This window comes from Stenotrophomonas sp. 62841_Sma, from assembly GCF_056482945.1.
In genome coordinates this window covers 4,178,503-4,192,356 of the sequence record NZ_CM151224.1, presented here as the reverse complement: position 1 = coordinate 4,192,356, position 13,854 = coordinate 4,178,503, and the positions used below count along the sequence as shown (strand labels likewise).

At 65.4% G+C, this 13,854-nt stretch carries 15 protein-coding genes; 10 read left to right on the top strand and 5 right to left on the bottom strand.

Features of this window, described 5'->3' with window-relative positions:
* The first annotated feature begins 9 nt into the window (after positions 1-9).
* The 8 genes from atpB to ACZK5G_RS19530 all read left to right on the top strand — a co-directional run bounded on the left by atpB (position 10) and on the right by ACZK5G_RS19530 (position 6,830).
* Positions 10-810 carry a F0F1 ATP synthase subunit A gene (atpB, locus tag ACZK5G_RS19565; protein WP_010481316.1) on the top strand — a complete coding sequence of 267 codons (801 nt, stop codon included), beginning with the start codon at positions 10-12 and terminating at the stop codon, positions 808-810.
* A gap of 73 nt (positions 811-883) precedes the next feature.
* A complete protein-coding gene (atpE, locus tag ACZK5G_RS19560; protein ID WP_005411133.1) occupies positions 884-1,189 on the top strand; it encodes a F0F1 ATP synthase subunit C in 306 nt (101 codons plus the stop codon).
* Between the two features lie 106 nt (positions 1,190-1,295).
* A complete protein-coding gene (locus ACZK5G_RS19555) occupies positions 1,296-1,766 on the top strand; it encodes a F0F1 ATP synthase subunit B (protein WP_005419512.1) in 471 nt (156 codons plus the stop codon).
* Positions 1,767-1,768: 2 nt separating this feature from the next.
* Positions 1,769-2,296, top strand: a complete 528-nt coding sequence (locus tag ACZK5G_RS19550) for a F0F1 ATP synthase subunit delta (protein WP_032129048.1) — start codon at positions 1,769-1,771, stop codon at positions 2,294-2,296.
* A gap of 44 nt (positions 2,297-2,340) precedes the next feature.
* Positions 2,341-3,888, top strand: a complete 1,548-nt coding sequence (gene atpA / locus ACZK5G_RS19545; protein WP_478464469.1) for a F0F1 ATP synthase subunit alpha — start codon at positions 2,341-2,343, stop codon at positions 3,886-3,888.
* 97 nt (positions 3,889-3,985) lie between these two features.
* Positions 3,986-4,849: a F0F1 ATP synthase subunit gamma gene (gene atpG / locus ACZK5G_RS19540; protein WP_032129046.1), complete on the top strand. Its 864-nt coding sequence runs from the start codon at positions 3,986-3,988 to the stop codon at positions 4,847-4,849.
* A 38-nt stretch (positions 4,850-4,887) separates the two neighbouring features.
* Complete coding sequence (atpD, locus tag ACZK5G_RS19535; RefSeq protein WP_032129045.1) at positions 4,888-6,294, top strand: F0F1 ATP synthase subunit beta; 1,407 nt, start codon at positions 4,888-4,890, stop codon at positions 6,292-6,294.
* A 113-nt stretch (positions 6,295-6,407) separates the two neighbouring features.
* Positions 6,408-6,830, top strand: coding sequence for a F0F1 ATP synthase subunit epsilon (locus ACZK5G_RS19530; protein ID WP_005419509.1), 423 nt, complete (start codon positions 6,408-6,410; stop codon positions 6,828-6,830).
* Between the two features lie 198 nt (positions 6,831-7,028).
* Here ACZK5G_RS19530 and ACZK5G_RS19525 read toward each other — a convergent pair whose 3' ends face one another.
* Complete coding sequence (locus tag ACZK5G_RS19525; protein WP_478464467.1) at positions 7,029-7,412, bottom strand: GtrA family protein; 384 nt, start codon at positions 7,410-7,412, stop codon at positions 7,029-7,031.
* Between the two features lie 83 nt (positions 7,413-7,495).
* Between ACZK5G_RS19525 and glmU the strand changes: the two genes are divergently transcribed.
* Together glmU and ACZK5G_RS19515 are read left to right on the top strand one after the other, a co-directional pair.
* The gene (gene glmU / locus ACZK5G_RS19520; RefSeq protein ID WP_478464466.1) at positions 7,496-8,863 is read left to right on the top strand and encodes a bifunctional UDP-N-acetylglucosamine diphosphorylase/glucosamine-1-phosphate N-acetyltransferase GlmU; all 1,368 of its coding nucleotides are present in this window, start codon (positions 7,496-7,498) and stop codon (positions 8,861-8,863) included.
* Positions 8,832-9,365, top strand: coding sequence for a GNAT family N-acetyltransferase (locus ACZK5G_RS19515; RefSeq protein WP_478464464.1), 534 nt, complete (start codon positions 8,832-8,834; stop codon positions 9,363-9,365). The genes glmU and ACZK5G_RS19515 overlap by 32 nt, the downstream gene beginning before the upstream one ends.
* 47 nt (positions 9,366-9,412) lie before the next feature.
* On the opposite strand, the gene ACZK5G_RS19510 is transcribed toward ACZK5G_RS19515, so the two are convergent.
* The 4 genes from ACZK5G_RS19510 to ACZK5G_RS19495 form a co-directional block, all read right to left on the bottom strand.
* Positions 9,413-10,765, bottom strand: coding sequence for a sensor histidine kinase (locus ACZK5G_RS19510; RefSeq protein WP_049399192.1), 1,353 nt, complete (start codon positions 10,763-10,765; stop codon positions 9,413-9,415).
* Positions 10,762-12,108 (bottom strand): sigma-54-dependent transcriptional regulator, encoded by a 1,347-nt coding sequence (locus ACZK5G_RS19505; protein WP_346485708.1) that lies wholly within the window; start codon positions 12,106-12,108, stop codon positions 10,762-10,764. Before ACZK5G_RS19505 ends, ACZK5G_RS19510 begins: the two co-directional genes overlap by 4 nt.
* 123 nt (positions 12,109-12,231) lie before the next feature.
* A complete protein-coding gene (locus ACZK5G_RS19500) occupies positions 12,232-12,609 on the bottom strand; it encodes a PDZ domain-containing protein (protein WP_182267888.1) in 378 nt (125 codons plus the stop codon).
* 16 nt (positions 12,610-12,625) lie between these two features.
* A complete protein-coding gene (locus ACZK5G_RS19495; protein WP_049399196.1) occupies positions 12,626-13,843 on the bottom strand; it encodes an ABC transporter permease in 1,218 nt (405 codons plus the stop codon).
* Between the last annotated feature and the right edge of the window lie 11 nt (positions 13,844-13,854).

The window sequence follows — 13,854 nt, the reverse complement described above, 5'->3', positions numbered from 1 at the left end:
TCCGGACACATGGCGGGCGAGGCTCTAACCCCTACCAGCTACATCCAGCATCACCTGCACAACCTGACCGCGCCGGTCGGCAAGGGTGAGGGTATGTTCTGGCATATCCACGTCGATACCTTCCTCACCGCGGTCCTGATGGGCCTGGTGATCGTTGTCGCGTTCTGGTTGGGCACCCGCAAGGCCACCGCCGGCGTGCCGGGCAAGTGGCAGGCCTTCGTCGAGATCTGCCTGGAGTTCGTCGACCGCCAGGCCAAGGACACCTACCACGGCAAGAGCAAGCTGGTCACGCCGATCGCCATCACGATCTTCTTCTGGATCCTGTTGATGAATCTGCTGAAGATGATCCCGGCCGATTTCATCGCCAAGCCGCTGGAATGGGTGGGCGTGCACTACTGGAAGCCGGTCCCGACCGCTGACGTCAATGCCACCCTGGGCATGGCCATCAGCGTGTTCTTCCTGATGCTGTTCTTCGCGCTCAAGTCCAAGGGCCTGGGCGGCTTCATCAAGGAATTCCTGACGGCGCCGTTCGGCAAGTGGATGATGCCGTTCAACCTGATCCTCAACATCGTCGAGTGGCTGAGCAAGCCGATCTCGCTGGCGATGCGACTGTTCGGCAACATGTTCGGCGGCGAAATCGTGTTCCTGCTGATCTGGGTGCTGGGTGGTGCCGGTTTCTTCGGTGCCATTGCCGGTGGTGTGTTCGGCCTCGGCTGGATGCTGTTCCACCTGCTGGTGATCCCGCTGCAGGCCTTCATCTTCATGATGCTGTCGATCGTGTACCTGAGCCTGTCGGAAGACGCTCACTGAGTTTCAAGCTTCAACGCGTTTCAACCTTCATCCGTTTCATCACCCTTAGCAACTTAAGTTCCTGGAGATAACCATGTACTTCGCCGTCCTGACCAACTTCGCGCAGATTCAGAGCTCCACCGCCCTTGCCGTCGGCATCATGATCGGCCTGGCCGCGCTGGGCGCCGGTCTGGGTCTGGCCATCATGGCTGGTAAGTTCCTGGAGTCGGCCGCCCGCCAGCCGGAACTGATCCCGGTCCTGCAGGTCCGCATGTTCATCACCGCCGGCCTGATCGACGCCGCGTTCATCATCTCGGTCGCCGTCGGCCTGCTGCTGGCCTTCGCCAACCCGCTGTCGGCTGCCTTCGCTGGCGCCGTCACCAAGGCTCTGGCCGGCTGATACAGCGGTTTGAGACGACCGGGTGCTGATGCACCCGGTTTCGGATGAAGGCCGGATGCGCCGCTACGGCGGCGCGTCCACCCCGAAACCAGCGATCGAGCTAACCATGAATATCAATTTCACCCTTCTTGCGCAGGCGCTGGCCTTCGCTGGTCTGATCTGGATCATCGCGACCAAGATCTGGCCGCCGCTGATGAACGCGATCGAAGAGCGCCAGCAGAAGATTGCTGAAGGCCTCGCTGCTGCCGACCGCAGCCAGAAAGATCTGGCCCAGGCGCAGGAGAAGGTCAACGAAGCGCTGAAGGAAGCACGTACCAAGGCCAACGAGATCATCGATCAGGCCCACGCACGTGCCAACCAGATCGTTGATGCTGCCCGTAACGAAGCGATCACCGAAGCCACCCGTCAGAAGGAACTGGCCCAGGCTGAAATCGACGCCGCCGCCAACCGTGCCCGTGAAGATCTGCGCAAGCAGGTGTCTGCGCTGGCCGTGACCGGTGCCGAAAAGCTGCTCAAGCGCGAAATCGACGCCAACGCCCACAAGGCGCTGCTCGACGAGCTGGCCTCGGAGATCTAAGGATGAGCCAGGCCCTCACGCTTGCCCGCCCGTACGCCCGCGCCGCGTTCGCGACCGCGCGCGACGAAGGCGCGTTCGCGCCGTGGTCGGACGCCCTGGCGTTCTCCGCCCACGTCGCCGCCGATCCGCGCGTGGCGGCCCTGCTCGCCAACCCGGAGCTGGGTCGTGACGACGCCGTCGCCCTGCTGGCGCCGGTGTCCCACGGCGAGACCTACTCGCGCTTCCTGGCCATCCTGGCCGAATCGCATCGTCTGCCGCTGCTGCCGGAAATCTCCGGCATGTTCGACGCCCTGCGCGCCGAAGCCGAGCACGTGGTCAAGGCCACGGTGACCTCGGCTTCCGAGCTGTCGGCCGGAGAGCTGGACGCGATCAAGGTTGCGCTGCGCAAGCGCTTCAACCGCGAGGTCGACGTGACCACCGCGGTCGATGCTTCGCTGATCGGCGGCGCCGTGATCGACGCCGGCGACGTGGTCATCGATGGTTCGCTGAAGGGCAAGCTGGCCCGTCTGCAGACCGCGCTCGCTAACTGAATTCATTTAACGTCCGGCCCCGCTGCCGGCACTAGGACTTGACGATGGCAACCACGCTCAACCCCTCCGAAATCAGCGAACTGATCAAGAACCGCATCGAGAAGGTCAAGCTGGCCGCGGAATCGCGCAACGAAGGCACCGTGACCAGCGTGTCCGACGGCATCGTGCGCATCTTCGGTCTGGCCGACGTGATGCAGGGCGAAATGATCGAACTGCCGAACAACACCTTCGCCCTGGCCCTGAACCTGGAGCGCGACTCGGTCGGCGCCGTGGTCCTGGGTGACTACGAAAACCTGCGCGAAGGCGACGTCGCCAAGACCACCGGCCGCATCCTGGAAGTGCCGGTCGGTCCGGAACTGCTGGGCCGCGTCGTGAACGCGCTGGGCGAGCCGATCGACGGCAAGGGCCCGCTGGGCACCGACCTGACCGCTCCGGTGGAGCGCGTTGCTCCGGGCGTGATCTGGCGCAAGTCGGTCGACCAGCCGGTGCAGACCGGTTACAAGTCGGTCGACTCGATGATCCCGATCGGCCGTGGCCAGCGCGAGCTGATCATCGGTGACCGCCAGACCGGCAAGACCGCGATGGCGATCGATGCGGTGATCAACCAGACGGGCACCGGCATCAAGTGCGTGTACGTTGCGATCGGCCAGAAGGCTTCGACCATCGCCAACATCGTGCGCAAGCTGGAAGAGAACGGCGCGCTGGCCCACACCATCGTGGTGGCCGCGACTGCTTCCGAATCGGCTGCCATGCAGTACATCAGCGCCTACTCGGGCTGCACCATGGGTGAGTACTTCATGGACCGCGGCGAAGACGCGCTGATCGTGTACGACGATCTGTCCAAGCAGGCCGTCGCCTACCGCCAGATCTCGCTGCTGCTGAAGCGCCCGCCGGGCCGTGAAGCCTACCCGGGTGACGTGTTCTACCTGCACTCCCGTCTGCTCGAGCGCGCTGCCCGCGTGTCCGAGGAATACGTCGAGAAGTTCACCGAAGGCAAGGTCACCGGCAAGACCGGTTCGCTGACCGCGCTGCCGATCATCGAAACCCAGGCCGGCGACGTGTCCGCCTTCGTTCCGACCAACGTGATCTCGATCACCGACGGCCAGATCTTCCTGGAAACCGACCTGTTCAACGCCGGCATCCGCCCGGCCGTGAACGCCGGTATCTCGGTGTCGCGCGTCGGTGGCTCGGCCCAGACCAAGATCATCAAGAAGCTGTCGGGCGGCATCCGTATCTCGCTGGCCCAGTACCGCGAGCTGGCTGCGTTCGCGCAGTTCGCCTCGGACCTGGACGAAGCCACCCGCAAGCAGCTGGAGCGTGGCCAGCGCGTCACCGAGCTGATGAAGCAGAAGCAGTACGCGCCGATGTCGATCGCCAACCAGGCGCTGTCGATCTACGCCGTCAACGAGGGTTACCTCGACGACGTGCCGGTCAACAAGCTGCTGGCGTTCGAAGAAGGCCTGCACGCCCACTTCGCCAACACCCAGGGCGAGCTGGTCAGCAAGGTCAACGCCACCGGCGGTTGGGACAACGACATCGAAGGTGCCTTCAAGAAGGGCATCGCCGAGTTCAAGACCACCGGCAGCTGGTAATCGCGGTCCTGTAGAGCGGAGCCTCTGGCTCCGCTGGACCAGATGACAAACGGTTGAACAACGCGGGGCAGCAGCCCCGCGCCACGGGAAACAAGAGATGGCAAGCGGACGCGAAATCAAAACCAAGATCAAGAGCGTGCAGAACACCCGCAAGGTGACGCGCGCCCTGGAAATGGTCTCGGCCTCCAAGATCCGCAAGGCGCAGGATCGGATGAAGACCTCGCGTCCGTACGCGCAGGCGATGAAGCAGGTGATCGGTCACCTGGCCCAGGCCAGCACCGACTACCAGCATCCGTTCCTGGTCGAGCGCGAGCAGGTCAAGCGGGTCGGCTTCATCGTGATCTCCTCCGATCGCGGCCTGGCCGGCGGCCTGAACAACAACCTGTTCCGCAGGATGCTGGGCGAAGCCAAGGCATGGCAGGACAAGGGCGCGGAAGTGGACCTGGTGACCATCGGCCAGAAGGCATCGACCTTCTTCCGCCGCGTGAAGGTCAACATGGTCGGCAGCGTGACCCACATCGGCGACGTGCCGAAGCTGGAATCGCTGATCGGTGTGATCAAGGTCATGCTCGACGCCTTCACCGAAGGCAAGGTCGACCGCGTGTACCTGGTCTACAACCGCTTCGTGAACACCATGACGCAGAAGGCCAGCTTCGATCAGCTGTTGCCGCTGCCGCCGGCTGAGAAGCAGGTCGCTCACCACGACTGGGACTACCTGTACGAACCCGATGCCGCGACCGTGCTCGAGCACGTGATGACGCGTTACATCGAGTCGCTGGTGTACCAGGCACTGCTGGAAAACGTCGCCTCCGAGCATGCCGCACGCATGGTTGCGATGAAGGCGGCGAGCGACAACGCCAACAAGCTGATCGGCGAACTGCAGCTCGTCTACAACAAGGCGCGCCAGGCAGCGATCACCCAGGAAATCTCCGAAATCGTCGGCGGCGCGGCAGCAGTCTGACCGCGTTCGTTCAAAGCACACATTTAGAGGATGCAGCAATGAGTCAGGGCAAGATCGTTCAGATCATCGGCGCGGTCGTCGACGTCGAATTCCCGCGTGAGTCGGTGCCGAAGGTGTACGACGCACTGAAGGTCGACAACACCGAAATCACCCTCGAAGTCCAGCAGCAGCTGGGCGACGGCGTGGTGCGTACCATCGCCCTCGGTTCCACCGACGGCCTGAAGCGCAACCTGGTCGCCACCAACACCGACCGCGGTATCTCGGTGCCGGTCGGCGCTGGCACCCTGGGCCGCATCATGGACGTGCTCGGCCGTCCGATCGACGAAGCCGGCCCGGTGGCCGCCAGCGACAGCTGGGAAATCCACCGTGCGGCCCCGTCGTACGAAGACCAGTCCCCGGCTACCGAGCTGCTGGAAACCGGCATCAAGGTCATCGACCTGATGTGCCCGTTCGCCAAGGGCGGCAAGGTCGGCCTGTTCGGCGGCGCCGGCGTCGGCAAGACCGTCAACATGATGGAACTGATCAACAACATCGCCAAGGCGCACAGCGGTCTGTCCGTGTTCGCCGGCGTGGGTGAGCGTACCCGTGAGGGCAACGACTTCTACCACGAAATGAAGGACTCCAACGTCCTCGACAAGGTGGCGATGGTGTACGGCCAGATGAACGAGCCGCCGGGCAACCGTCTGCGCGTCGCCCTGACCGGCCTGACCATGGCTGAGTACTTCCGCGACGAGAAGGACGAAAACGGCAAGGGCAAGGACGTCCTGCTGTTCGTCGACAACATCTACCGTTACACCCTGGCCGGTACCGAAGTGTCGGCACTGCTGGGCCGTATGCCGTCCGCCGTGGGTTACCAGCCGACCCTGGCCGAGGAAATGGGCGTCCTGCAGGAGCGGATCACCTCGACCAAGAACGGTTCGATCACCTCGATCCAGGCCGTCTACGTTCCCGCGGACGACCTGACCGACCCGTCGCCGGCGACCACCTTCGCCCACCTGGACTCGACCGTCACCCTGTCGCGTTCGATCGCCTCGCTGGGTATCTACCCGGCCGTCGATCCGCTGGATTCCACCAGCCGCCAGATGGACCCGCTGGTCATCGGCCACGAGCACTACGACACCGCCCAGCGCGTCCAGCAGACCCTGCAGAAGTACAAGGAGCTGAAGGACATCATCGCGATCCTGGGCATGGACGAGCTGTCCGAAGAGGACAAGCAGGCCGTGTCGCGCGCCCGTAAGATCGAGCGCTTCTTCAGCCAGCCGTTCCACGTGGCCGAAGTGTTCACCGGTTCGCCGGGCAAGTACGTGCCGCTGAAGGACACCATCCGTGGCTTCAAGGCCATCGTCGATGGCGAGTACGACCACCTGCCGGAGCAGGCGTTCTACATGGTCGGCGGCATCGAAGAAGCGGTCGAGAAGGCCAAGAAGATGGCCGAGAAGGCCTGATCCGGGACGGGCGGGAGCGATCCTGCCCGACCTGACGCCGGCGCCGGGCAACCGCCTGCGCCGGTGGACTCCCACGGTGGCATTGCGCCGCCGCGAACAGCGAAGAGATTTGCATGAGCACGATCCGTTGCGACATCGTCAGCGCCGAGCAGGAAATCTTCCGTGGCGAAGCGACCCTGGTCGTGGCCACCGGTGAGCTGGGCGAACTGGGCATCGCGCCCAAGCACGCGCCGCTGATCACCCGCCTGAAGCCGGGCAAGGTGGTGGTGACCACGCCGAACGGCGAGCAGCTGGATTTCGCCATTTCCGGCGGCATCCTGGAAGTGCAGCCGCAGGTGGTGACCGTGCTGGCCGACACCGCGATCCGCGCGCAGGACATCGACGAAGCCTCGGTCCGCAAGGCCAAGGAAGAAGCCGAGCGCATCCTGGCCAACCGCGGCGAAGCGATGGAAGTGGCTGAAGCCCAGCAGAAGCTGGCCGAAGCCGTCGTCCAGCTGCAGGCGCTGGAGCGCCTGCGCAAGAACCTCAAGCACTGAGGTTTCTCGCGCTGCATCCACGAGAACGCCGGCCCTGTGCCGGCGTTTTTGTTTGTGCGGGGTAGAGTGCCGGCTGGGTAGAGTCGACTGTCAGTCGACTATCGCGCGCAGCGCGGGATTTCCGCAGTCTGATGGAAGAGCAGTCGACCAACAGTCGACTCTACCGATCCCGATCCCGATCCCGATCCCAGCGCCGTATCAGCGGTAGACCATGCAGCGCATCAGCAGGAAGGAAACGCACGCCAGCCCGCCTTCCACCAGCGGCTTGGCCAGCCAGGTGTACTGCAGGCCCAGCGCGTGGTCGACCAGGCTCACCAGCAACGTGCTTGTCGCGGTCAGCAGCAGCCACAGCCCGAAGAAGCGTGAAAATCGACGCCAGCCAAGGCGCGCGTCACCTGCGTTGGCAAAGGTGTAACGGCCGTTGAGCCAGAAGCCCAGCAGCATCCCGGCCAGGCGTCCGGCAATGTTGGCAGGCACCACCGGCAGGCCCAGCGCGGTCGCGGTGACGAACACCAGCCAGTCGAGCAGCAGCTGCACGAGCCCGATGATGAGATAGGTGCTTCCCTGGCGGACGAGGCCCATCAGTGCGGTGAAGGAGGTGGGATGCACATGTTAACGGCCCACGCTCTAGAATCATCGGCAACGAACCACGGACTGCCGTTTCCATGACCCAACCCCTGCACGTCATCATCCTCGCCGCTGGCGCGGGCAAGCGCATGAAGTCGGTGCTGCCGAAGGTGCTGCAGCCGATCGCCGGCCAGCCGATGCTGGCGCATGTGATCGATGCGGCCCGTGAACTGCAGCCCTCGGCGATCCACGTGGTCTACGGCCATGGTGGTGAAGCGGTGCGCCAGTACTTCGCCGACCAGCCCGACCTGCAATGGGCTGAACAGGCGCAGCAGCTGGGCACCGGCCATGCGGTGGCCCAGGCGATGCCGCAGGTGCCTGACGCCGCGCAGGTGCTTGTGCTGTACGGCGACGTGCCACTGATCCGCGCGCATACCCTGCGCGACCTGCTGGCGCAGCCGGGTCGCCTGGCGGTGCTGGTCGCCGATGTCGATGACCCGACCGGTTATGGCCGCGTGCTGCGCGATGCCGAAGGCAAGGTGGGATCCATTGTCGAGCAGAAGGACGCTACCGACGACCAGCTGCGTGTGCGCACGATCAATACCGGCATCATTGCCGCCGAGTCGACCGCGCTGCGGCGCTGGCTGTCGCAGTTGTCCAACAGCAACGCGCAGGGCGAGTACTACCTGACCGACGTGTTCGCCTTTGCCGCGCACGAGTACACCCCGGCCGAAATGGCACTGGTGGCCGACGCGCAGGAAGCCGAAGGGGCAAACGATCCCTGGCAGCTTGCGCAGCTGGAGCGTGCCTGGCAGCGCCGCGCGGTACGGGCCCTGTGCGCGCAGGGCGCGCGCGTGCGTGACCCGGCACGACTGGATATCCGTGGCACCGTCACCGTGGGCAGCGATGTGCTGATCGATGTCGACGTCGTTCTGGAAGGCCACATCGTGCTCGGCGACGGCGTCACCGTGGGCCCGTTCAACCGGCTGAAGGACGTCAATCTTGGCCCGGGCACCGAAGTACGTGCGCACTGTGATCTGGAAGGCGTGGTCACCGAAGGCGCAGCACTGGTCGGTCCGTTCGCGCGGCTGCGTCCGGGGACCGTGCTCGCCGACGGCGTGCACGTGGGCAACTTCGTCGAGACCAAGAAGGTCACCCTCGGTGTTGGCAGCAAGGCCAACCATCTGACCTACCTGGGCGATGCGGTGATCGGTAGCAAGGTGAACATCGGTGCCGGCACCATCACCTGCAACTACGACGGCGTGAACAAGTCGACCACCACCATCGGCGACAACGCCTTCATCGGTTCCAACAGTTCGCTGGTAGCACCGGTGACCATTGGCGACAGCGCGACGATTGCCGCCGGTTCGGTCATCACCCGCGACGCCCCGGATGGCAAGCTGACACTTGCACGTGCACGACAGGAAACCATCGATGGCTGGAAGCGCCCGCTCAAGAAGTCCTGAGCCACGCATCCCGCATGCCGACGAACTCGGCATGCTGCCGGCAATTGAACAACGTGCCGGTGAACTGCTGAAGGGTCACCAGGCCTACCCGGTGTTTGCCGGGCATGGTCTGGACCTGCCGACGCTGCAGGATGGCCTTCAACGTGGCCAGTTGTGGGTGGTGGATGCGGCTGACGGTGGTATCGCGGGTTACCTGCTGGCCGGTGAACTCTGCGGTGAATTCCATGTGCTGCAGATGGACGTGGATCCCACGCACGCGCGGCGTGGCCACGGCCGCGCTTTGCTGCGCCATGCCTTGGCGCAGGCGAGGGCGGGGGGTTACGCGGCCGCGGTGCTGACCACGCTGTCCGATGTGCCGTGGAATGCGGCCTTCTATGCCAGCGAAGGATTCGACGTAGTGCCCGAGGCGCAGTGGAACGATGGCCTGCGCGCGGTGATGGCCGAAGAGGCTGCGCTCGGGTTCCCGATGCACCTGCGGGTGGCGATGCGGCAGGTTTGGTAGGTGCCGACCTTGGTCGGCACATCCGCGCATGGCGTGGACCTACCCGCTCAACCCACCGGCAACAGGATCGACACGCACAACCCGCCATCGCCGCGATTCTGCAGTGATACCCGGCCGCCATGCGCTTCCACGATCTCGCGGGTCAAGGCCAAGCCCAGCCCGGTGCCATTGCGCTTGGTCGAATAGAACGGCATCAGCGCATTCTGCAGCACCTGCTCGTTCATGCCCTTGCCGCGATCCAGTACGTCCAGGCGCAGCCACTGCGGCAGCCGCGTGAGTTGCACCTGTACGTCGTCGTTGGGCGGTTCTGCTTCGGCGCAGGCTTCGTGCGCGTTCTTCAACAGGTTCAGCAGTGCCTGCCCGAACTGGGCGATGTCGATGCGGCTGCTCAGTTCCTCGTCCGGCTCACGTTCCATGCCGAATGGGATCTGCTGGCGCAGGCTGGACAGGAAGGGGGCCCAGTGCACGGTCTGCAACTGCGGTTGCGGCAGCTTGGCAAAGCGCGCATAGCCGCGGATGAAGCCTTCCAGGTGGCGTGCGCGATCCTCGATGGTGGTGAAGATCTCCGGCAGCCGGTCAAAGCGCTCACGCTGCACCAGCACACCGCCGGAATGGGCGAGCGATGCGATCGGCGCCAGTGAGTTGTTGAGCTCGTGGCTGATCACCCGGATCACCTTCTTCCAGGTCTGCACTTCCTGGCGGCGCAGCTCGGCGGTCAGCAGACGCACCAGCAGCAGGTCATGCGGTCGGCCGTTGAGCTGGAAGGCGCGCCGCGACAGGTGGTAGACCTGCTCGTCGTCCTCGTCGCCATCCTCTCCCTCGGCATGCACCGCGAACAGGCTGTCGCCACCGCGGGCGATGGCATCGCGCAGCTCCACCGGCACCTGTTCCAGCACGTCCTCCAGGCGCTGGCCTTCCAGCTTCCAGCCGCCATGCAGCAGCTTGCGCGCAGCCAGATTGGAGAACACCACGCGGGCGATGCCATCACCGCCCGAGGCGATCAGCAGCATCGCCACCGGCGTGTTCTGCACCATCGTGTCCAGCAGAAGTTCGCGTTGCACCAGGCCCTGCCGCTGTGCACGCAGCACATCGCCCAGTTCGCGGTGTGCCTGCACCAGGTCGCCGAGCTCGTCATTGCCGGGCCAGTGCACGCCGAAGTTGTATTCGCCGTCGCGATAGCTGCTGGTGGTGCCCGCCAGGGCCCGCATCAGTGACCGCACCGGGGCGGTAGCGCGACGCAGGGTCCACCACATCAGCGACAGCAGGATCAACGCCGACACCGTGGTCACCACCCAGCCATGGTCCATCCAGTAGGCCAGCAGCCACGGCAACGCGGCGGCCAGCGCCAGCACCGGCAGCAGGCGCAGGAACAGGCGGAAAGTGAACGAGCGCCGCTTCATTCGCGCGGGATACCGTGGCGGTCCATGCGCCGGTACAGCGCCTGGCGGCTCAGGCCGAGTTCGGCGGCGGCCTGGGCGATGACGCCATGGTTGCGCGCCAGTACCTCTTCGATGCGGGCGCGGTCGGGGTCATTGCCCGCACTGGGGGCCGGGCGCGGTGCTGCGGCTGCGCGCGGCAGATTGAGATCGGCCACTTCAATGCGGTTGCCGGTGGCCAGCAGTTCGGCGCGCTGGATCACGTTGCGCAGTTCGCGCACGTTGCCTGGCCACGGGTGCCGCTGCAGGGCGGCGGTGGCGGCGCTGGACAGGGGCTTGCCAGCTGTCAGGAAGCGCTCGGCCAGCGGCACGATGTCGCCCGGACGTTCGGCCAGCGGCGGCAGCACCAGTTCCACCGTGTTGAGGCGGTAATAGAGGTCTTCGCGGAAGGTGCCGTCGCGGATCATTGCCGGCAGGTCGGCATTGGTCGCGCTGACCACGCGGACCTTGACCTGGCGTTCGCGGTTGGAGCCCAGGCGCTCGAAGCGGCCGGTTTCCAGCACACGCAGCAGCTTCATCTGCCCGCCCAGCGACAGGTTGCCGATCTCATCCAGGAACAGGGTGCCACCATCGGCGGCCTCGAACTTGCCTTCGCGCGCCTTGTTGGCGCCGGTATACGCACCGGCCTCGGCACCGAACAGTTCGGCCTCGATCAGTTCCGAAGGCAGCGCGCCACAGTTGACCGCCACGAATGGACCCTTGGCCACCAGGGAATTGGCCTGGATGATCTGCGCGATCTTCTCCTTGCCGGCACCGTTCGCGCCGGTGATCAGTACCGGCAGTTCCGAGCGTGCGACCTGGCAGGCGAGAGCGATGACGCGCTCGCTGGCGGGGTCGGCGAAGACCGCGCCGCACAGGTCGTACTTCTCTTCCAGCGCATTGCGCTGGCGCAGTTCACGGCTGCGGCGCCGGTCCAGTTCGCGGCGCGCCTCGGACAGTTCCAGCAGGTTGTTGACCGTGGTCATCAGCTTGCGGTCGTCCCAGGGCTTGGCCAGGTAGTCGGCCGCACCGGCCTTGACCAGATCCACCGCGCTGCTGAGGTGGGTCCAGGCGGTCAGCAGGATCACCGGCAGATCGGGATGGCGCGCGCGGATCTGCGCGAACAGGGCCTCGCCTTCTTCGCCGGAGGTGGTGTCCTCGCTGAAGTTCATGTCCTGGATCACCAGGTCGACCGGCTGCGACTCCAGCAGGGCCAGCCCTTCGGACGGGCTCTGCGCCTGCAGGGTGTCGATGTCGTGCAGGGAGAACAGCACGTCCAGCGCGGTACCCACGCTGGCGTTGTCGTCGATGATCAGGATCGCAGGCATCAAGCGGTTCTGCAGAAAGGGATGGGCGGCGCCGTTGGAGCCGTTCGTGTCCACGCACCGGGAGAGCCCGGCGCCACCCATCAAGCATAGCCAAACCCGTGGCTGTGCAGGAGCGGCCCTCGCTCAGCGCCGGGGAGGCGCCGGGGGCCGTGGCGGCGCAGGTGGCGGCGGCACCTCCAGCGCCTGGCGCCAGGCTGCGGCGTCGACCGCCACCGTCAGTTCGCGCTTGTCGCGGCGCAGCAACAGATAGGCGGTGGCTGCGTTGGAATGACGCAGGGCCTCGGCAAGGTGTTCGACCCGGCGCACCGCCGTGTCGTCCACGCGCAGGATGCGATCGCCACTGCGCACGCCGAAGCGCATTTCCGGGCTGGCGGCCTCCACGCGCACCTGGCCCTCCGTTGAGCGCAAGGACAACCGCGCGGCATCCTGGCGCCACTCCAGTGTCTGCGCACTGCCACCGCCGGCCAGCGCCGGCAATGGCAGGAGCAGCATCAGGCACATCGCGCGGGCACGCATCTCACGCGCCCCGCGTGGCGACCGCAGGCGGCACCGCTGCCGCACGCCGCGCCGGCCCGAACACGGCGATCTGGCCCAGCACCCACAGCAGCAGTGCACCCAGCGGCAGGTAGTACAGCGGCATGCGCGGCAGCTCGTACAGGTTCATCAGCGCCAGGTTGATGGCGTAGGCCGCCAGCATGCCCAGCACGATGCCCAGCGTGGCCAGCAGGAAGTTCTCGGTCTGGAAGTAGCGCAGGATCTGCCCGCGGGTCGCGCCCAGCGCACGGCGGATGCCGATCTGCTTGCTGCGCTGCTGCACCCAGAAGCTGGCCAGGCCGATGATGCCCAGCGCGGTGACCACCAGCAGCGAGATGCTGACGGTGATCAGCAGGCCGACCATCGCGCGGTCGTTCTTGAAGAAGTCCTTGCGCTGGTCTTCATAGGTCAGCTTGTCGCGCATCAGCCGGTTGGGGTCGTTGCGTTCCAGCGCGGCGGCACCGGCATCGAGTACTTCCTTGCGGCGTTCCGGCGAAGTGCGCAGCACATACGTGCCACCTTCGTCGAAGGTGCGCCGCATGGGCAGCAGCATCGAGTTGGTCCAGTTGTCATTCCAGCCGTTGGGCGTGCTGAGCGTGTCGACGATGCCGACCACATGCAGCGGCTGCTTGCCCATGTAGTAGGTCTTGCCCAGCGCACTGCCATTGGGTTCCATCTTGGCGGCGGTGGCCTGGGTGAGGATGACCGGGATCGCGTTCTCCTTTGCGCCGCCCTTGCTGGCGTCTTCGAAGTTCTGGTACTCGTCGGGCAGGAAATCGCGGCCTGCGATCAGGTTGATGCCCATCGTGGCCAGCCCGTTCTCGGACAGGGTGTACATCGAGGCGTTGGTGGTCGGCCGTTCCTGGTCGATCACACGCGAAATGCTGCTGCTGGAGGAGCCGTTGCGGAAGGGGACCTGGTTGATGATGGTGACGTTGCTGACGCCGGGAATCGCGCGCAGCGATGCCAGGTCCTCGCGGGTGCGGGCCATGGCGTCGGTCTGCTTGCCGATGCCGCTGACGCGCAGCATGACCAGTTCGCTCTCGGCGATGCCGCTGGGCATGCTGATCTTCTCCACGCGCTGGCTGACCAGGAACAGCGCGTTGCAGACGATGGCGCAGGTCAGTGCGACTTCCAGCACGATCAGGGCAGCGGCGGTCTTGTGCCGGCGCAGCGTGCTGAGGATGGGGCGGATGTCCATGGGAGTCCTCG